This window comes from Nocardioides sp. S-1144 (genome assembly GCF_005954645.2).
Classification (GTDB): domain Bacteria; phylum Actinomycetota; class Actinomycetes; order Propionibacteriales; family Nocardioidaceae; genus Nocardioides; species Nocardioides dongxiaopingii.
Window position 1 is genome coordinate 3,764,745 of the sequence record NZ_CP040695.2, and the last position, 17,730, is coordinate 3,782,474.

Sequence of the window (17,730 nt, forward strand, 5' to 3'; positions counted from 1 at the left end):
AGTGGGTCAGATGGCGACGGTGACCTCGGCGACGCTGCCGACGGCGGCGTGCACCAGGTTGTCGACGGGGGTGGCCTTGGGGGCCAGCGTCCGCAGGGTCCACTGGCCCTCGCCGGCGAAGAAGCGGAAGTGGCCGCTGGCCGAGGTCGGGACCTCGGCGGTGAACTCACCGGTCCGGTCGAGCAGCCGCACGTAGGCGTTGCCGACGGGCTCCCCGGCCCGGACGACCTGGCCCTGGATCACGGCCTCCTTGGCGACGTTGACGCCGTCGAGCGACAGGCCGCCCTCCGTTGCTCCGCACATGTCAGGCCTCCCCGGGCTCGTCGCCGAGGGCGATCGGGACGCCGACCAGCGAGCCGTACTCGGTCCAGGAGCCGTCGTAGTTCTTGACGTTCTCGTGGCCGAGCAGCTCCTTGAGCACGAACCAGGTCAGCGAGGAGCGCTCACCGATGCGGCACAGGGCGATGGTGTCCTTCGACTGGTCGAGGCCGACCTCGTCGTAGAGCTTCCTCAGGTCGTCGTCGGACTTGAAGGTGCCGTCGTCGTTGCAGTTCTTGCTCCACGGCACGTTGAGCGACGTCGGCACGTGGCCGGCGCGCTGCGACTGCTCCTGCGGCAGGTGGGCCGGGGCGAGCAGGCGGCCGGCGTACTCGTCGGGGCTGCGGACGTCGATCAGGTTCTGGACGCCGATCGCGGCGACGGCATCGTCGCGGAAGGCCCGGATGGAGTGGTCCTGCTCCTGCGCGGTGTACGTCGTCGCGGCGCGCTCGGGCAGGTCGGCGGTGAGCTCGCGGGAGTCGAGCTCCCACTTCTTGCGGCCGCCGTCCATGAGCTTGACGTCCTGGTGGCCGTAGAGCTTGAAGTACCAGTAGGCGTAGGCGGCGAACCAGTTGTTGTTGCCGCCGTAGAGGACGACGGTGTCGTCGTTGCCGACACCCTTGCCCGACAGCAGCGCCTCGAACTGGGCCCTGTCGACGAAGTCGCGGCGCACCTGGTCCTGGAGCTCGGTGGACCAGTCGAGCTTGATCGCTCCCTGGATGTGGCCCTTGTCGTAGGCCGTGGTGTCCTCGTCGACCTCGACGATCACGATCCCGGGGGTGTCGAGGTTGTCCTCGACCCACTGGGTCGTGACGAGAGCGTTCTCGCGGGTCATGTCGGGTTGCCTTTCGGTTGGGTGCAGCGACGTTGGTACCGGCCGGCGGCGCGCGGGCACGGCGGTGATCGGGTGCGACGGGACGGCGTCAGGCCGCAGACACGGCGAGAGGGACAGCGCCCGTCAGGGCATCGGACACAGCGACGAGCGCGTGCGGCAGTGATCCACTGCCCTGCGCTTGGTCAGCCACGTCGTCGACATACCAGGAACAGTACGGACAAGGGCCGATCTATTCCCTCGATCGTCTCACTGGACGGACGACGCATCCACCATGCGAGACAAGCCCCGGTCGAGAGGCAGCGATCGCCCGTCAGGGAGCGGGCAGGACCGCCAGGACCTGCTCGCGCGTCGGGGCCCCCTCGGCCCGCACGACCTCGTGCCCGGCCGCGTCGAGGACCAGCGTGGTCGGCGTCCGCGTAATCCCGAGCCGGCGCGTCAGCTCCAGGTGCTGGTCGGCGTCGATCTCGACGTGCGCGACCCCGGTCGTGCCGGCGGCGACGCCGGCCAGGACGCGCCGGGTCGCGCGGCACGGCGCGCAGAACGCCGAGCTGAGCTGCACCAGCGTCGCCCGCTCGCCGAGGAGGTCGGCCCACGGCGTGCCGGCGAGCACCGGCCCGTCCACCCGCCCGTCGACCCGCCCGTCGACCCGCCCGTCCACCCGCCCGCTCATCCGCCCGCGAACGGCGGCAGGAACTCCACCGAGGCCCCGGGGGCGACGAGGACGTCGGTCGGGTCCTGGGTCGAGACGGGGCGGTCGCCGACCAGCACGGAGCAGACCTCCAGCACCTGCGGCAGCCGGCTCCCGGGGTGGGCGGCGACGACCCTGTCGAGGAGGTCGCGCAGGCTCACGGGGCCGTCGACCGCGAACGTGTCGGAGTCCACCCCGGCCGCCGACCGCGCCGAGGCCCAGTAGCGCACCAGGATGACCTGGGTCTCACTTCCGTCGACTTCGCTGACTGTGTCGCTCACGTTTCGCTATTCTCCACCCTGTAACAAGGCCGGAGCCCAGTGACGTGTTTCGGTCTCACCCGCGTTTCGTGTGGGAGGGACCCCCCGTGAGCACACTTCTGCTGCTGACCAGTGCACTCCAGCCGTCGGCCGCCGTCCTGCCGGCGCTCGCGCTGCTCGGACACCAGGTCAAGATCCTGCCGGCCGAGGGCAGCGCCCTCCTCGAGGCGCCGGAGTCCGACCTGCTGCTCGTCGACGGACGCCAGGACCTCGCCGGCGCCCGCGACCTGTGCCGGCTGATCCGCACCACCGGCACCGACGTGCCCGTGCTCCTCGTCGTCACCGAGGGCGGCCTGTCCGTCGTCAGCCACGACTGGGGCATGGACGACGTCGTGCTGCACACCTGCGGACCGGCCGAGCTCGAGGCCCGGGTCAAGCTCGCGATCGGCCGGCTCACCGCGGCCCGCAACGCCGCCGACCCCGACGCCCACGTCATCCGCTCCGGCGAGGTCGTGGTCGACGAGGCCACCTACACCGCCAAGATCGGCGGCCGCCCGCTCGACCTGACCTTCAAGGAGTTCGAGCTCCTGAAGTTCCTGGCCCAGCACCCCGGCCGCGTCTTCAGCCGCCAGCAGCTGCTCCAGGAGGTGTGGGGCTACGACTACTTCGGCGGCACCCGCACCGTCGACGTCCACGTCCGCCGCCTGCGCGCCAAGCTCGGCGTCGAGAACGAGACGCTCATCGGCACCGTCCGCAACGTCGGCTACCGCTTCGTCCTGCCCGCCAAGGAGAAGGACTCCGCCGCCGACGCCGCGCGGATCTCCGGTCGCCAGCACGCCTGAGTCCGACGCCGGGGTCAGCGCAGCCTGGGCCGCACGTGCAGCCCGACCTCGGGGTCGACCAGCACCTCCTGGGCGGCGGCGACGCCGTCGACCATCAGCTCGGCGTCGACCGCGGTGTTGCGCTTGAGCAGGCCCAGCGCGATCGGGCCGAGCTCGTGGTGGCGGGCCGAGGAGCCGACGGTGCCGATCTCCTTCTCGCCGAGCAGCACCGGGGAGCCCGCGGCGGGCAGCCGGTTCTCCGAGCCGTCGAGGTGCAGCAGCGTCAGCCGGCGCGGGGGGCGGCCGAGGGTGTGCACGCGGGCGACGGTCTCCTGGCCGCGGTAGCAGCCCTTGTCGAGGTGCACCGCGGGACCGATCCAGCCGACCTCGTTGGGGATCGTGCGGTGGTCGGTGTCGAGGCCGAACCGCGGCTCGCCCCGCGCGATGCGCAGGGCCTCGTAGGCCCACAGCCCGGCGGCCGGCTCCGTCGCCGCCGCGTACGTCGTCAGGTCGGCCCGCGGCACCAGCCGGTGCCCGGTGGCCGGGCGCCAGGTGAGGGCGAGGCCGGCGGTGACGTCGGTGATCTCGACGCGCATCATGAACTTCATCCGCTCGAGGAACTCCACGAGCGCCCCGGAGGCCCCCGGCTCGGTCCAGACGGTCAGCGCCTCGCCGTCGTCGTGACCCCGCAGCTCGTGCTCCACGTGACCCTGCGGGCTGAGCACCAGTGCCTGCGTCTCCACGCCCGGCGCGAGCTCGAGGAGGTGCTGGGTGGTGAGGCTGTGCAGCCAGGTCAGCCGGTCGGGACCCTCGATCCGCAGCACGTCGTGGTGCGACAGGTCGACGAAGCCCTCCCCCGACTCGAGGAACCGCTGCTCGCCGTTGAACGAGCCGTAGTGGGCGGCGACCGGTGCGTCGACGCCGTTGCCGGCGACCGCTCCGGGCAGGGCGAGCAGGGGGCTGGTCATGTCGTCCACTCTGGCAGAACGGCTCCCGAGGCCCCAGGATTCCCGGCCGGCGCCGAGCAGGGACGCCGCACCGACCGGCTCCGTCACTAGGCTGGACGGCGTGACCCGCCCCCTCGCCGTCAAGATCACCTGCGGGGCCGAGGCCCCCGAGCGCGCCAACCAGGGCCTGACCGTCGCCGGAGCAGCGGTCGCGGCGGGCGCCGAGGTGTCGCTCTGGCTCACCGGCGACGCCGTGTGGTTCGGCGTGCGCGAAGGCTGTCCCGACCTCGGCCTCGCCCACGCGACGCCGGCCGCCGACCTGGTCGAGGTCGTCCGCTCGGGTGGCCGGGTCACGGTCTGCTCGCAGTGCGCGACGCGGCGCTCGATCACCGAGGCCGACCTCGTCGAGGGCGCGCGGATCGCGGGCGCCGCCTCGTTCACCGAGCTGGTCCTGCAGCCCGACGTCCAGGCGCTGGTGTACTGATGACCGCCCCGCTGGACGCGCTGGACGTCGTCACCGCCGTCCGTGCCGCCTGCGTCGAGGGCGACGGCCACGACCCGCTCGACGAGGCCGCCGACCTCGCGCTGCGCCACCGCGGCCTCGAGGGCGCCGGGCTCTGGACCGAGCCGGACGGGTTCGCCCTCGTCCGCGACGGCGAGCTGACGCTGGCCGTGGCTCCCCCGGCCCGGGGCCGCGGCCTCGGGGGCCGGCTCGCGCGCGCCGCCGAGCCGGCGGGCGCCACCCGCGCCTGGTCCCACGGCGACGCCCCCGCCGCCGCGCGGATCGCGGCCGATCTCGGCTTCGCCCGCACCCGCGAGCTCTGGGTGATGCGCCGCCCGACGTCGCGGGCCCTGCCCCCGCTCGAGGAGCGGGCCGGGGTCGAGGTGCGTGGCTACCGCGACGACGACGCCGCCGCAGTGCTCGAGGTCAACGCGACGGCGTTCGCGCACCACCCCGAGCAGGGCGGCCTGGACGCCGCCGGCCTGGCCGAGCGGATGGCGGAGCCGTGGTTCGACCCGGCCGGCCTGCTCCTCGCCGTCGACACCGGGACCGGCGCGCTGCTCGGCTTCCACTGGACCAAGCAGCACGACGCCGCGCTCGGCGAGGTCTACGTCGTCGCGATCGGCCCGGGCGCCCAGGGCCGCGGTCTCGGGAGGCTGCTCACGCTCGCCGGGCTGCACCACCTCGCCGGGCTCGGCGTCGCGGAGGTGCTGCTCTACGTCGAGTCCGACAACGCCCCGGCGGTCCACGTCTACGCCGGGCTCGGCTTCGAGCACGCCGCCACCGACACCCACGTGCAGTACACCCGGCCGGACGCACCGGGGTCCTGACCGCCGCCACGGACGGCCAGCGGGGCGCTCAGGCGCCGGCGGCCCGGGCCGCGTCGCGCGACCGGAGCCCGGACCCCAGCGCCCGGGCGATCTCGTCGATCGCGGCGCGGGAGCCGCGCGCGCCGGCGACGACGTTGAAGAAGCTGTGGATCTGGTCGGGGAAGCGGCGCAGCTCGACGTCGACACCGGCGTCCGCGAGCCGGCGGGCGTAGGCCTCGCCCTCGTCGCGCAGCGGGTCGAACCCCGCGGTCGCGACGTAGGCCGGCGCCGTGCCGGCCGGCACGTCGGCGAAGGCCGGCGAGGCCCGCGGGTCGCGGTGGTCGCCGGCGTCGGGCAGGTAGCTCGCGGTGGCGAGCTCCATGAACCGCCGGCTCAGGAAGAAACCCTCGCCGAACAGCTCGTAGCTGTGGGTGTCGCGGGTCGCGTCGGTGGCCGGGTAGACCAGCAGCTGCAGGGCCAGCGGCAGGCCGGCGCGGGCGGCGTGCAGCGCCACGCCGGTCGCCAGGTTGCCGCCCGCGGAGTCGCCGCCGACGGCGATCCGGTCGGGGTCGACGCCGATCGAGGCGGCGTTCGCGACCGTCCACTCGTAGGCCGCCACCGCGTCGTCGAAGGCCGCGGGGAACGGGTGCTCGGGGGCGAGCCGGTAGTCGACGGCGAGCACCCGGACGCCGGCCTGCTCGGCCAGCACGCGGCACACGGCGTCGTGGGAGTCGAGGCCGCCGTACATGAAGCCGCCGCCGTGGAAGAACACCAGCACCGGCATCGCGCCCGAGGCGCCGGTCGGCGTGTAGAGCCGCCCGGGCAGGCCGGCGACCGGCAGCGAGCGCACCGCGCCGATCGGCTGGGTGCCGCCGGCGATGGCCGAGAGCCGGTCGACCACCACCCGGCCCTCGGGGATCGGGAGCGACTCGGCGGCCGGCACGGTGCGGGCCTGCAGCCGGAGGGTGAGCTGGGTGTCGGCGGCCAGCGTCTGCCCGTCGAGCACCACGCGGCGCCCGGCCAGGACCCGTTGCAGCGGCGCGGGCAATGCCATGAACGCCCGCAGGCTGATGGTCATGACCCGGTCCGGCACCCGCACGTCGACAGCCACGCAGCGACGGTAGCGCCGCCCTCCCCGCAGGGATACCTCCCGTTCACCCACCGGTGCCAGGATGGAGGCATGAGCCTCGAGATCGTGCCCGACCCCGCCGCCAAGGCAGCAGCGAACGCGGGCGTGCCCGACGAGTCCTACGACGTGGACGTGCCCTACACCCCCGACCCCGAGCAGGTCGCGGCCGTGGAGAAGTACGAGGACCGGTTCCTGGACCGCGAGCTGTCGTGGATGCGGTTCAACCAGCGCGTCCTGGAGCTGGCCGAGGACGAGCGGCTGCCGCTGCTGGAGCGCACCCGCTTCCTCGCCATCTTCACCAGCAACCTCGACGAGTTCTTCATGGTCCGCGTCGCCGGCCTCAAGCGCCGGATCGCCGCCGGGCTCGCCGTCCGGGCGGCGTCCGGGCTGATGCCACGCGAGGTGCTCGAGCAGATCTGGACGACGACCCGCGAGCTCACCCGCCGCCAGGCCGAGCTCTTCCGCGACCAGATCGTGCCGGCCCTGCGGGAGCACGACATCGAGCTGGTGCGGTGGGACGACCTCTCCCCCGAGGAGCAGAAGTACTGCAAGAAGCTCTTCAAGAGCCGGATCTTCCCGGTGCTGACGCCGCTGGCCGTCGACCCCGCGCACCCTTTCCCGTACATCTCGGGGCTCTCGCTCAACCTCGCGGTGCTCATCCGCAACCCGCAGACCGGCAAGGACCACTTCGCCCGGGTCAAGGTGCCGCCGATCTTCGACCGGTTCGTGCCGCTGGGGTCCTCCGGCACCGGCGCGCGGTTCGTGCCGCTCGAGGACGTCATCGGCGCCCACCTCAAGCGGCTCTTCCCCGGCATGGAGGTGCTCGAGGCGCACACCTTCCGGGTCACCCGCAACGAGGACCTCGAGGTCGAGGAGGACGACGCCGAGAACATCCTGGCCGCCCTCGAGAAGGAGCTGCTGCGCCGCCGGTTCGGGCCGCCGGTGCGGCTCGAGGTCGAGGAGTCGATCTCCGACAGTGTGCTGGACCTGCTGAAGGAGGAGCTCGACGTCACCGCCGACGAGGTGTTCCGGCTGCCCGGCCCGCTCGACCTGCGCGGGCTGCACGGCATCGCCGACCTCAGCCACGAGGTGCTCAAGTACCCCGCGTTCGTGCCGACGACCCACCCGCGGCTGGCCGAGGTCGAGTCGGCCGCGCCGGTCGACGTGTTCAAGGCCGCACGGCGCCACGACATCCTGCTGCACCACCCCTACGACTCGTTCGCGACGTCGGTGCAGCGCTTCATCGAGCAGGCCGCGGCCGACCCGCACGTGCTGGCGATCAAGCAGACGCTCTACCGCACCTCCGGCGACAGCCCGATCATCGACGCCCTCATCGACGCCGCCGAGGCCGGCAAGCAGGTGCTGGTCATCGTCGAGATCAAGGCCCGCTTCGACGAGCAGGCCAACATCCGCTGGGCCCGCAAGCTCGAGCAGGCCGGCTGCCACGTCGTCTACGGCCTGGTCGGCCTCAAGACCCACTGCAAGCTGGCGATGGTGGTGCGCGACGAGGGCGAGCAGTGGGGCATCCGCCGCTACACCCACATCGGCACCGGCAACTACAACTCCAAGACCGCCCGCCTCTACGAGGACCTGGGGCTGATCACGACCGACGAGCAGGTCGGCGAGGACGTCGCCCACCTGTTCAACAACCTCAGCGGCTGGTCGCGCAACGCCTCCTACCAGCAGCTGCTGGTGGCGCCCGACTCCGTCCGGCTCGGGCTGGTCGACCAGATCCACCGCGAGATCGCCCACCACCAGGCCGGCCGGCCCGCCGCCATCCGGCTCAAGGCGAACTCCGTGGTCGACGAGGCCGTCATCGACGCGCTGTACCTGGCCTCCCAGGAGGGCGTGCCGGTGCAGCTGCTCGTACGGGGCATCTGCGCGCTGCGTCCCGGCGTCCCCGGGCTCTCGGAGAACATCACCGTGCGCTCGGTCCTGGGCCGCTTCCTCGAGCACAGCCGCGTCTTCTCCTTCGAGAACGGCGGCGAGCCGGTCACCTGGATCGGCTCGGCCGACATGATGCACCGCAACCTCGACCGCCGCGTCGAGGTGCTCGTGCGGCTGCCCGACCCGGAGAGCGTCGAGGAGGTCCGCGGGCTGCTCGACCTCGCCTTCGCCCCCACGACCGACGCCTGGGAGCTCGAGAGCGACGGCTCCTGGACCCGCAACGTGGGCGACGTGCACCTGCAGGAGACGTTGATCGAGCGGCAGCGGCGGCGGCGCACCTCGTCCTGACCCCGCGCGGCATGGACGGCGTTTGCGCGCGACCCGCGCGGACCCCCTACATTGGTGCGGGTTTGTTTCCGCTTCATCAGGAGTTCACGTGGGTCTGCGATTCCGTCCGGTCGACTCGGCGTTCTACGCACTATTTACCGAGCAGGCGCAGCACCTCGTCACCGGCACCGCGCTGCTCGCGGAGATGCTCGCGGAGGCCTCCGACAAGGAGGACGTCGCTACGCGCATGCGCGCCGCCGAGCACGACGCCGACGAGACGACGCACGCGCTGATCCGGCGGGTCAACAGCACCTTCGTGACGCCGTTCGACCGCGAGGACATCTACGCGCTGGCCTCCGGGCTCGACGACGTCATGGACGAGATGGACGAGGTCGTCGACCTGATCCTCCTCTACGAGGTCAAGGTGCTCCCGGCCGAGCTGTCCCAGCAGGTCGAGGTGCTCCAGCGCTGTGCCGAGCTGACCGCCGAGTGGATGCCGAAGCTCCAGGCCCCGCAGTCGCTCGAGGAGTACTGGATCGAGATCAACCGCCTCGAGAACGCCGGCGACAAGAACCACCGCCGCACCCTCGCGCGCCTCTTCTCGGGTGAGTACAAGACCATCGAGGTCCTCAAGCTCAAGGACATCGTCGAGTCGCTCGAGGCGGCCATCGACGCCTTCGAGAAGGTCGCCAACATCATCGAGCAGATCGCCGTCAAGGAAAGCTGAGGCTGTGACCCTCACCCTGGCGATCGTGATCGCCGTGATCGTCATCGCGCTCGCGTTCGACTACACCAACGGCTTCCACGACGCCGCCAACGCGATCGCCACGTCGGTCTCCACCCGGGCGCTGACCCCGAGGGTCGCGCTGACCCTGGCGGCGATCATGAACTTCGTCGGCGCCCTGCTCGGCCAAGAAGTCGCGAAGACCGTCGCCGACGTGATCACGATCGAGAACAGTGCCGGCGAGCTCCAGGTCGGCGTCAACACCGGCCTGGTGATCGTGATGGCCGGCCTGCTCGGCGCCATCATCTGGAACCTCATCACCTGGTGGTTCGGGCTGCCGTCGTCCTCCTCGCACGCCCTGATCGGCGGGCTCGTCGGGTCCGCGATCGCCGGTGGGGTCAGCGTCAAGTGGGACACCATCGTGGAGAAGGTCCTCATCCCGATGGTCCTGTCGCCGCTGTTCGGCTTCTGCGCGGCCTTCGTCGTGATGCTGTCGATCATGTGGATCTTCCGCCGCCGCAACCCGCACAAGACGATGCGCGGCTTCCGGCTGCTGCAGACGTTCTCGGCGGCCGCGCTGTCGCTGGGCCACGGCCTCCAGGACGCCCAGAAGACGATGGGCGTCATCCTGCTGACCCTCGTCATCGCCTACCCCGCCAGCTACAACATCGAGACGCTGCCGCTGTGGGTCGTGCTCGCCGCCGCCGGCGCCATCTCGGCCGGCACCTACGCCGGCGGCTGGCGGATCATGCGCACCCTCGGCCGCAAGATCATCGACCTCGACCCGGCCCGCGGCTTCTCCGCCGAGGCCGTCGGCGCGACGGTGCTCTACACGACGGCGTTCGTCTTCCACGCCCCGATCTCGACCACCCACACCATCACCTCGGCCGTGATGGGCGCCGGCGCCACCAAGCGGCTCTCCGCGGTCCGCTGGGGCATGGCCCGCACCATCCTCACCGCGTGGGTCCTCACCTTCCCGATGGCCGGCCTGATGGCGTGGCTGTCCTTCGAGGTCCTGCACCTCGTCATCCTCTGACCGCCGGCGTCAGTCCTCGACGCTGAGGGCGTACCCGCGACCGCGGATGCGCCGCACCGTCGCGACGCCGCCGAGCCGGGCGCGCAGCCGGGTGGCGTGCATCGCGACGGTCCTGGTGCCGTGGCTGCTCGCCTCGCTGCCCCACAGCGCGGCGAGCAGGTCGGCGTCGCAGACGACGTCCGGCGAGCGCAGCATCAGGGCCCGGAGCAGCTCGAACTCCTTGAGCGGCAGGTCGGGCAGCCGGCGGCCGGCGAGGGCGACCCGGTAGGCGGCGGCGTCCAGCTCGAGGGGGCCGACGACGACCCGTCCGTGGCTCCCGGTCGCGTACGGCGAGGTGGACAGCGCCTCCCACAGGTCGTCGGCGGCGTAGGGCCGCGGCAGCCAGGCGCAGGCGCCCGCGACCAGCAGGACGCCGGCCGCGGGGTCGGTGAGGCTGTCGCCCGACGCGATCACGTACGGCGAGCCGTGCCGCCGGATCGCGGTGACGAAGTCGACGGGCGCGAGACCCGGCGTGCCGGCGGCCACCACGACGGTCCGCGGCTCCGTGCGGCCGTAGGCCACCAGGGCGTCGGTGGTCGAGCTGACCCAGGTCAGGTGGACGCCGTGCCCGGCCATCGCGTCGCGCAGCTCGGGCTGCTCGGTGTCCGGGTCGACGACCAGCACGTCGGCCCCGGCCACCTCGACCCAGCGGTGGGCGGCGTGCTGCATCGCCCGGTGGCGCGCGGGGAGCGGGCCGTCGGGGGCGATGGGCTGGGCACGCCGGAGCGAGCCCGTCACGTCAGCCGAAGCGACCGGAGATGTAGGCCTCGGTGGCCGGGTCGTCCGGGTTCGAGAACATCTTCTTGGTCGGGTTGAACTCGACCAGCTGACCGGGCTCACCGGTCGCCTTGAGGTTGAAGAAGCCGGTCTCGTCGGAGACGCGGGCCGCCTGCTGCATGTTGTGGGTCACGATGACGATCGTGTAGTCGGACTTCAGCTCGTGGATGAGGTCCTCGATCGCCGACGTCGAGATCGGGTCGAGCGCCGAGCACGGCTCGTCCATCAGCAGCACCTGCGGCTCGACGGCGATCGCCCGGGCGATGCAGAGCCGCTGCTGCTGACCACCGGAGAGGCCCATGCCCGGCTTGCCGAGGCGGTCCTTGACCTCGTTCCACAGGTTCGCGCCGCGCAGCGACTTCTCGACGATCGAGTCGGCCTCCGCCTTCTTCATGCGTTTGGCGTTGAGCCGGTTGCCCGCGAGGACGTTGTCGTAGATCGACATCGTCGGGAACGGGTTCGGACGCTGGAAGACCATCCCGATCTGGCGGCGCACGGCGACCGGGTCGACGGTCGAGCCGTAGAGCGACTGGCCGTCGACGACGACCTTGCCCTCGACCCGCGCCCCCGGGATGACCTCGTGCATGCGGTTCAGCGACCGCAGGAAGGTCGACTTGCCGCAGCCGGACGGTCCGATGAACGCCGTCACCGCGCGTGCCCGGATCGTCATGTTGACGCCCTGCACGGCGAGGAAGTCGCCGTAGTAGATGTTGAGGTCCGAGACGTCGATGCTCTTGGCCATGATCCTGTCTTTCCTTACCTAGTTGCCCGTCTTGGGGGCGTAGAACTTGCCGATGAGCCGAGCCACGAGGTTGAGGGCCAGCACGATGACGATGAGCACCAGTGCCGCACCCCACGCGAGGTCGATCGTCTCCTGGCGGGAGTTGAAGGAGTAGATCTGCACCGGCAGCGTGGTCATCGCGCCGTCGAAGGGGTTCGTGTTCGTCTTCGCCGCGAGCCCGGCGATCAGCAGCAGCGGCGCCGTCTCGCCGATGACGCGGGCGATGGAGAGCGTGATGCCGGTGATGATGCCGCCGATGGTGGTGGGCAGCACGACCTTGGTGATCGTGCGCCACTTCGGCGTGCCGAGGGCGTAGGCCGCCTCCCGCAGGTCGTCGGGGACCAGGCGCAGCATCTCCTCGGTCGCCCGCACGACGATCGGGATCATCAGCAGCGACAGGGCGACCGAGCCGCCGACGCCGCCCTGGAAGCCGGCGCCGAAGAGCAGCGTGAACAGCGCGAAGGCGAAGAGCCCGGCCACGATCGAGGGGATGCCGGTCATGACGTCGACCAGGAAGGTCACCATGCGGGCCAGCCGGTTCCGCTTCCCGTACTCGACCAGGTAGATCGCGGCCAGCACGCCGATCGGGATCGAGATGATCGCCGCACCCAGCGTGATGATCAGGGTGCCCATGATCGCGTGGTAGATGCCGGGCGGCTGGTCGAGCTGGGTCGCGAAGAGCGAGTAGGTCAGGAACTCGGTGTTGATGACGCCGACGCCCTTGCTGATGACGGTGTAGATCAGCGAGACCAGCGGCACCATCGCGATGACGGCGCTGGTCCAGATCAGGCCGGTCATCATCCGGTCGGTCGCGCGGCGGCGTCCCTCGACGGCCAGCGACCACGCCGGCAGGGCCAGCAGGAAGACCACGCCACCCAGGATCAGGGAGCCGACCGCGGGCCAGCCGAGGATCAGCCAGAAGAAGGCGGCCACGGCCGCGCCGACGACGGCGACGAGCAGCGGGGCGAACCGGGGAAGCTGGGCCGCGGTGATCGGGATCGCGCCGCGCGACGACGCGGTGCCCGTCTCGTCGGCGGTGCCGTCGGGCGTCTCGGTCGGCGTCTTGGTCAGATCGGCGCTCATGCCCCGGCCATCTTCCGCTCGGCGCGGCCCACGATCCAGCGGGCCGCGAAGTTGACGAGGAACGTGAGGAGGAACAGCACGAGGCCGCTGGCGATCAGCACCGAGAGCAGGTCCTCGGACCGCTCCTTGTACTTGCTCGCGATGTTGGCGGCGATCGAGGAGTTGCCCGGGCCGAGGAGGTTGCCGCTCCAGCCGCCGAGCGAGAGCACCATGGCCACGGCCATCGTCTCGCCGAGCGCGCGGCCGAGGCCGAGCATCGCGGCCGAGACCATCCCGGAGCGGCCGTAGGGGAAGACGGTCAGGCGCATCATCTCCCAGCGCGTGGCGCCCAGGGCGAGGGCCGCCTCCTGGTTCAGGCGCGGCGTGCGCGAGAAGACCTCGCGGGTGATCGCGGTGATGATCGGCAGGATCATGATGGCCAGCACCACGCCGGCGGTGATGATCGTGCGCCCGCTGTTGGAGACGTCGCCGTCGAAGATCGGGATCCAGGCGAAGTAGCTGTTGAGGAAGTCGAAGGCCGGCACCATCTTGGGGGCCAGGACGATCACGCCCCAGAGGCCGAACACGACGCTGGGCACCGCGGCGAGCAGGTCGACCAGGTAGGCGATCGGCACGGCGATGAACCTGGGCGCGTAGTGGCTGATCACCAGCGCGATGCCCCAGGCGAGCGGGACGGCGATGATCAGCGCGATGATCGCGGCGATGACGGTGCCGCCGAGCAGCGGGGCGACGTAGCCGAGGAAGGACTCCGCGCGCGGGCCGTAGACCTCGGCGGCCCGGTTGAAGCCCGGGAGGCCCTTGGCGAAGAGGAAGATGAAGACGCTGGCCAGCGCGGCCAGGATGAGCAGGCTCGCGCCGAGCGTCAGCCCGGCGAAGACCCGGTCGCCGAGGCTGGTGATCGCGCGGGGCGCGGGCTCCTGGGCCTGGGGCTTGTCCTTGGTTGTCGTGCTCACTCAGCAGTCCTTCGCGGGCGTGGTGTCGAGAGGGGTGGAACGGTGCGCGGGCGGGGGTCGGGGTGTCCGGCCCCCGCCCGCGATGGCGTCAGGAGCCGATGGTGGCGACGATCTCCTGGGCCTTGGCCGCGGTGGCCTCGCCGAGCGGGGCCGAGCCGGCCTCCTCGGCGGCGGTCGCCTGACCGGCGTCGGAGACGATGTACTCGAGGTAGCCCTTGACGTTGGCCTCGGTTGCGGCGTCGTCGTAGCTCTGGCACGCGACGAGGTAGGACAGCAGGACGACCGGGTAGGCACCCGACTCGGTGGTGGTGCGGTCCAGCGAGACGGCCATGTCGACGTCGGAGACGCCCTCGGCCGGGGGCGAGACCTCGAGGACCTTCGCGGCACCCTCGGGCGACGGCGCGACGAACTCCTCGCCGACGCCGACCGAGACCCGGCCGAGACCCTCGACCTGGCTGTTGTCGGCGTAGCCGATGGCACCCTCGATCGTGCTGACCTGCTGGATGACGCCCGAGGTGCCGTCGGCCGCCTCGCCGTCGACCGGGAACGCGTCCTCGGCCTCGTAGCTCCACGAGTCCGGGGCGGCCTTGCCCAGGTAGTCGGTGAAGTTCTTCGTGGTGCCCGAGTCGTCGGAGCGGTGCACCGGGGTGATGTCCAGGTCGGGCAGCTCGACACCGTCGGCCTGCTCGTCGGGGACGTCGCTCCAGTTGGTGATCTTGCCGTCGAAGATCTGGGCGATCGTGTCGGCCGACATCTGCACGACGTCGATCTCGGGGAGGTTGAACGCGACCGCGATCGGCGACACGTACGCCGGGATCTGGATCGGCTCGCTGCCGCACTGCTCGGTGGCCTCGGTGAGCTGGCCCTCCTCGTCGTTCAGCGCCGAGTCGGTGCCGGCGAACGCCGCGGCACCCGAGACGAACGCGCTGCGGCCGTCGGTCGAGCCGACGGGCTGGTACTGGACCTCGAGGCCGTCGTTGGCGCCCTGGATGGCGATGGTCCACGCCTCCTGGGCCTTCTCCTGCGAGGTGGCGCCGGCGCCCTTGAGGACGCCGGACAGCCCGGCGCTCTCGGCGCTGCCGCCGGCGTCCGAGCCACCGTCGCCGCCGTCCTCGTTGGAGGCGCCGCAGGCGCTCATCGAGAAGATGGTGGCGGCGGCGATGCCGGGGATGAGGGCCCGGCGAAGGGAAGTGCGAATCACTTCGAAGTCTCCTGTTTCACGTTGAGGGTTACGACAGGAACTGTGAACGCGGCAGGTAGACGGATTGACCGTCGTCGGTGAACGAGGGGTGAACTCGACCCGCCCACTCGGCGACGCCGGGTTGTGACCTGGGCGACAGCCGGCCCGGTCGACCCGGTCGCTCAGTCGGCGAGGTGGCGCTCGGAGCCGACGACCCGGCCCTTGCGCACGTGCAGCACGAGCAGCTCGGCGGTCTCCAGCGCCTCGGCCCGCACCCCGAACGCCTCGAGCACCTCGGGGAGCACCGGCCGGTGGGTGCACACCACGGCGGGCCGGTCGTCGTCCAGGACGTCGGCGACGACCTCAGCCACCCCGGCGGGGACGGCGTCCTCCTCGGAGAGCCACGCCCGTCGCTCGAGGTCCCAGCCGGTCGTGCGCACGTACGGCTCGACGGTCTGCACGCAGCGGGTGCTCGGCGAGGAGACGACCCGCGTGACGCCGTAGGCCGCCAGCAGCGGGACCAGCCGCTCGGCCTGGCGCTCGCCGAGGACCAGCAGCGGCCGCCCCCGGTCGTCGCCGCGCCAGGACCGGCGCGCCCGCGCCTTCGCGTGGCGCAGGACGACGACCGCCCGGGTCGCGCGCCGGTGGCGCACCGCCTCGGCGAGGGTGACCCGGTCGTGGTCGTAGGTGAGCAGCTCGGCGGCCTCGTCGGCGGGCACCCAGCGCACGTCGTCGATCTCGGCGTTGGGGCGGTAGCCGGTGACGTCGTCGTCGCCCACGACCCGCCCGGTCCAGTAGAAGACCGTCTTGCGGCCGGCGACGACCGGGTAGTGCTGGTTGCCGAGCGGCACCCCGAGCCGCACGTGCAGGCCGGTCTCCTCCGCGACCTCGCGGACCGCGGCCGCCGTCCGGTGCTCGCCGCTGTCGAGCTTGCCCTTGGGGAAGGACCAGTCGTCGTACTTGGGCCGGTGCACCAGCAGCACCCGGCGTCCCGGCCGGAAGACGACGACACCGGCAGCGAGCACGTCCTTGGCAGCGGGTGCGGGCACGACGGCTAGTCTCACACCTCCCGGCTGACAGGAGGGCGGCACCCACGTGAGACGCCGACGCTTGCTCGTCCTGGCCGCCGCCGCGCTGGCGGTCGTGGTGGCCGTGGCGGTCGTCCTGGTCGTCGTCCGGGACGACGGCGACGCCGAGCGCACCGACCTGCAGTCAGCGGTCGCGCTGGCGCCGTCCGACGCCCGTCGCGTCGTGTGGACCGACTGGGCCGGCGTCCGCGCCGAGCTCGGGCTCGACCTCGGCGCCGGCTCCGACGAGGCGGCGGTCGAGGAGCTCCTCGACGCGGGGTTCGACGCCGACCTGACCTCGGCCAGCGCCCTCGGGTCGTCGGCGGTCGCGATGCAGCGCTCGTTCGGCTTCTCCCCCGCGTCGCTGGAGTGGGAGATGTTCGCCCAGGCCGGCTCCGGGGCGTCGCTGGTGATGAAGCTCGGCGACGGCGTGCGCACCGACGACGTCGCCGACCGGTTGCGCGCGATCGGGTACGCCGAGCCCGCCGAGCCCGACGGGCTGTGGTCCAGCGACGCCGCCGTCGTCGCGGTGACCGCCGAGGTGACGCCCGAGCTGGCCTTCGTCGCGCTGGACGCCGGCGCCGGGCTGGTCGTCGCCAGCGACTCGACCGTCGGCGTCCAGAACGTGCTCGACGCGGACGCGGACGCACCACCGCCGATTCCCCAGGGCGTCGTCGACACCCTGGGCGAGCCGCTGTCGGCGGTGCTGCTCTCCGGCGAGGAGGCCTGCGGCGCCCTCGCGATGGCCAACGCCGACCCCCGCGACCAGCAGGCCGGCGAGGCGCTGGTGGCCCAGGCCGGCGCGGTCGACCCCCTCACCGGGTTCGCGATCGCGCTCGGCGCCGGCCGCGACGCCGAGGTGGTCATGTCGTTCGAGACCGCCGAGAAGGCCCGCACCAACGCCGACACCCGCGCCGTGCTCGCGGCCGGGCCGGCACCGGGTCAGGGCGGCACGTTCGCCGAGCGGTTCACGGTCGACGAGGTGCGCGCCGAGGGCACCGTCGTGACGATCGACCTCACGCCGGAGGAGGACGCGATGCTCGTCTCCGACCTCAGCAGCGGCCCGGTCCTCCTCGCCACCTGCTGACGTGGCCAACGGAGGTTGAGCAAGCGAGCGCCGGCCCCGCTACTCGCCCACGCCGCACGGAGGTTGAGCAAGCGAGCGCCAGCGAGCGCCGACGAAACCACCGGCCCCCGCTACTCGCCCACGCCGAACGGAGGTTGAGCAAGCGAGCGCCAGCGAGCGCCGACGAAACCGCCGGCCCCCCGAGGTTTCGACACGCGGGTCGCAGCCTCGCCGGCTCGGCTGCGTCAGCTCTCGCTGCGCGGTCGCGGCGGTTCCGGGACGACGCCCAGGATCCGGTCGATCTCGTCGACGGGGAGGCGGTCCTCGGACTCGCTCGCGGCGATGATCAGGTTGGTGGTGAGCTCCACCTCGCCGAGCAGGTCGACGTCCTCGAGGGACACGTCAAACTGGTCGTACACCGTTGGCCCCCGCTCCCGATCGCCGTGCCTGATGTGGTCGGCTCAAGACTACGTGGTCCCGCTCGTCGGGTTGATGGTTATT

General features: G+C 72.0%; 20 protein-coding genes. 7 read left to right on the forward strand and 13 right to left on the reverse strand.

Features of this window, described 5'->3' with window-relative positions:
• Window positions 1–6 precede the first annotated feature (6 nt).
• The 4 genes from FE634_RS17740 to FE634_RS17755 form a co-directional block, all read right to left on the reverse strand.
• Entirely contained in the window at window positions 7–303 is a 297-nt protein-coding gene (locus tag FE634_RS17740) for a DUF1416 domain-containing protein (protein WP_134766783.1), read from the reverse strand.
• Between the two features lies 1 nt (window position 304).
• Window positions 305–1,153: a sulfurtransferase gene (locus FE634_RS17745; protein WP_137293711.1), complete on the reverse strand. Its 849-nt coding sequence runs from the start codon at window positions 1,151–1,153 to the stop codon at window positions 305–307.
• A gap of 310 nt (window positions 1,154–1,463) precedes the next feature.
• Window positions 1,464–1,811, reverse strand: a complete 348-nt coding sequence (locus FE634_RS17750; protein WP_262347473.1) for a thioredoxin family protein — start codon at window positions 1,809–1,811, stop codon at window positions 1,464–1,466.
• 8 nt (window positions 1,812–1,819) lie between these two features.
• Entirely contained in the window at window positions 1,820–2,122 is a 303-nt protein-coding gene (locus FE634_RS17755; RefSeq protein ID WP_212721653.1) for a MoaD/ThiS family protein, read from the reverse strand.
• Between the two features lie 86 nt (window positions 2,123–2,208).
• Between FE634_RS17755 and FE634_RS17760 the strand changes: the two genes are divergently transcribed.
• Complete coding sequence (locus tag FE634_RS17760; protein WP_137293713.1) at window positions 2,209–2,943, forward strand: winged helix-turn-helix transcriptional regulator; 735 nt, start codon at window positions 2,209–2,211, stop codon at window positions 2,941–2,943.
• 14 nt (window positions 2,944–2,957) lie between these two features.
• On the opposite strand, the gene ygfZ is transcribed toward FE634_RS17760, so the two are convergent.
• Entirely contained in the window at window positions 2,958–3,890 is a 933-nt protein-coding gene (gene ygfZ, locus FE634_RS17765) for a CAF17-like 4Fe-4S cluster assembly/insertion protein YgfZ (protein WP_138876651.1), read from the reverse strand.
• Window positions 3,891–3,990: 100 nt separating this feature from the next.
• On the opposite strand from ygfZ, the gene FE634_RS17770 reads away from it, so the two are divergent.
• Both FE634_RS17770 and mshD read left to right on the forward strand, forming a co-directional pair.
• Complete coding sequence (locus FE634_RS17770) at window positions 3,991–4,353, forward strand: DsrE family protein (protein ID WP_138876652.1); 363 nt, start codon at window positions 3,991–3,993, stop codon at window positions 4,351–4,353.
• Entirely contained in the window at window positions 4,353–5,201 is an 849-nt protein-coding gene (gene mshD, locus FE634_RS17775; protein WP_138876653.1) for a mycothiol synthase, read from the forward strand. The genes FE634_RS17770 and mshD overlap by 1 nt, the downstream gene beginning before the upstream one ends.
• Before the next feature lie 28 nt (window positions 5,202–5,229).
• On the opposite strand, the gene FE634_RS17780 is transcribed toward mshD, so the two are convergent.
• Window positions 5,230–6,291 carry an alpha/beta hydrolase gene (locus FE634_RS17780; protein WP_262347474.1) on the reverse strand — a complete coding sequence of 354 codons (1,062 nt, stop codon included), beginning with the start codon at window positions 6,289–6,291 and terminating at the stop codon, window positions 5,230–5,232.
• A 69-nt stretch (window positions 6,292–6,360) separates the two neighbouring features.
• Here FE634_RS17780 and FE634_RS17785 point away from each other — a divergent pair, with 69 nt between their 5' ends.
• The 3 genes from FE634_RS17785 (at window position 6,361) to FE634_RS17795 (ending at window position 10,283) form a co-directional block, all read left to right on the forward strand.
• On the forward strand, window positions 6,361–8,544 hold the full coding sequence (locus FE634_RS17785; RefSeq protein WP_138876654.1) for an RNA degradosome polyphosphate kinase: 2,184 nt from the start codon (window positions 6,361–6,363) through the stop codon (window positions 8,542–8,544).
• Between the two features lie 88 nt (window positions 8,545–8,632).
• The gene (locus FE634_RS17790) at window positions 8,633–9,250 is read left to right on the forward strand and encodes a DUF47 domain-containing protein (protein WP_212721656.1); all 618 of its coding nucleotides are present in this window, start codon (window positions 8,633–8,635) and stop codon (window positions 9,248–9,250) included.
• Window positions 9,251–9,254: 4 nt separating this feature from the next.
• Entirely contained in the window at window positions 9,255–10,283 is a 1,029-nt protein-coding gene (locus tag FE634_RS17795) for an inorganic phosphate transporter (RefSeq protein WP_137293718.1), read from the forward strand.
• 9 nt (window positions 10,284–10,292) lie between these two features.
• Here the strand turns inward: FE634_RS17795 and FE634_RS17800 are convergent, their stop codons facing one another.
• The 6 genes from FE634_RS17800 to FE634_RS21380 form a co-directional block, all read right to left on the reverse strand.
• Window positions 10,293–11,060 (reverse strand): response regulator transcription factor, encoded by a 768-nt coding sequence (locus FE634_RS17800; protein ID WP_148240829.1) that lies wholly within the window; start codon window positions 11,058–11,060, stop codon window positions 10,293–10,295.
• Between the two features lies 1 nt (window position 11,061).
• Entirely contained in the window at window positions 11,062–11,841 is a 780-nt protein-coding gene (pstB, locus tag FE634_RS17805) for a phosphate ABC transporter ATP-binding protein PstB (RefSeq protein WP_137293720.1), read from the reverse strand.
• A gap of 18 nt (window positions 11,842–11,859) precedes the next feature.
• Window positions 11,860–12,963, reverse strand: a complete 1,104-nt coding sequence (gene pstA, locus FE634_RS17810; RefSeq protein ID WP_137293721.1) for a phosphate ABC transporter permease PstA — start codon at window positions 12,961–12,963, stop codon at window positions 11,860–11,862.
• On the reverse strand, window positions 12,960–13,916 hold the full coding sequence (gene pstC / locus FE634_RS17815; protein ID WP_137293722.1) for a phosphate ABC transporter permease subunit PstC: 957 nt from the start codon (window positions 13,914–13,916) through the stop codon (window positions 12,960–12,962). The genes pstA and pstC overlap by 4 nt, the downstream gene beginning before the upstream one ends.
• Before the next feature lie 88 nt (window positions 13,917–14,004).
• Window positions 14,005–15,117, reverse strand: a complete 1,113-nt coding sequence (locus FE634_RS17820; RefSeq protein ID WP_222847611.1) for a PstS family phosphate ABC transporter substrate-binding protein — start codon at window positions 15,115–15,117, stop codon at window positions 14,005–14,007.
• 161 nt (window positions 15,118–15,278) lie between these two features.
• Entirely contained in the window at window positions 15,279–16,145 is an 867-nt protein-coding gene (locus FE634_RS21380) for an NUDIX hydrolase (protein WP_138876657.1), read from the reverse strand.
• Window positions 16,146–16,191: 46 nt separating this feature from the next.
• Between FE634_RS21380 and FE634_RS21385 the strand changes: the two genes are divergently transcribed.
• Window positions 16,192–17,250: a hypothetical protein gene (locus FE634_RS21385; RefSeq protein ID WP_138876658.1), complete on the forward strand. Its 1,059-nt coding sequence runs from the start codon at window positions 16,192–16,194 to the stop codon at window positions 17,248–17,250.
• 224 nt (window positions 17,251–17,474) lie between these two features.
• Here the strand turns inward: FE634_RS21385 and FE634_RS21205 are convergent, their stop codons facing one another.
• A complete protein-coding gene (locus tag FE634_RS21205) occupies window positions 17,475–17,648 on the reverse strand; it encodes a hypothetical protein (RefSeq protein WP_187366748.1) in 174 nt (57 codons plus the stop codon).
• Window positions 17,649–17,730: the final 82 nt, after the last annotated feature.

Bases quoted from the DNA above. Each gene is read 5' to 3' on its own strand.
- FE634_RS17740 (WP_134766783.1), bottom strand. From the start codon at position 303: ATGTGCGGAGCAACGGAGGGCGGCCTGTCGCTCGACGGCGTCAACGTC.
- FE634_RS17745 (WP_137293711.1), bottom strand. From the start codon at position 1,153: ATGACCCGCGAGAACGCTCTCGTCACGACCCAGTGGGTCGAGGACAAC.
- ygfZ (WP_138876651.1), bottom strand. From the start codon at position 3,890: ATGACCAGCCCCCTGCTCGCCCTGCCCGGAGCGGTCGCCGGCAACGGC.
- mshD (WP_138876653.1), top strand. From the start codon at position 4,353: ATGACCGCCCCGCTGGACGCGCTGGACGTCGTCACCGCCGTCCGTGCC.
- FE634_RS17785 (WP_138876654.1), top strand. From the start codon at position 6,361: ATGAGCCTCGAGATCGTGCCCGACCCCGCCGCCAAGGCAGCAGCGAAC.
- pstB (WP_137293720.1), bottom strand. From the start codon at position 11,841: ATGGCCAAGAGCATCGACGTCTCGGACCTCAACATCTACTACGGCGAC.
- pstA (WP_137293721.1), bottom strand. From the start codon at position 12,963: ATGAGCGCCGATCTGACCAAGACGCCGACCGAGACGCCCGACGGCACC.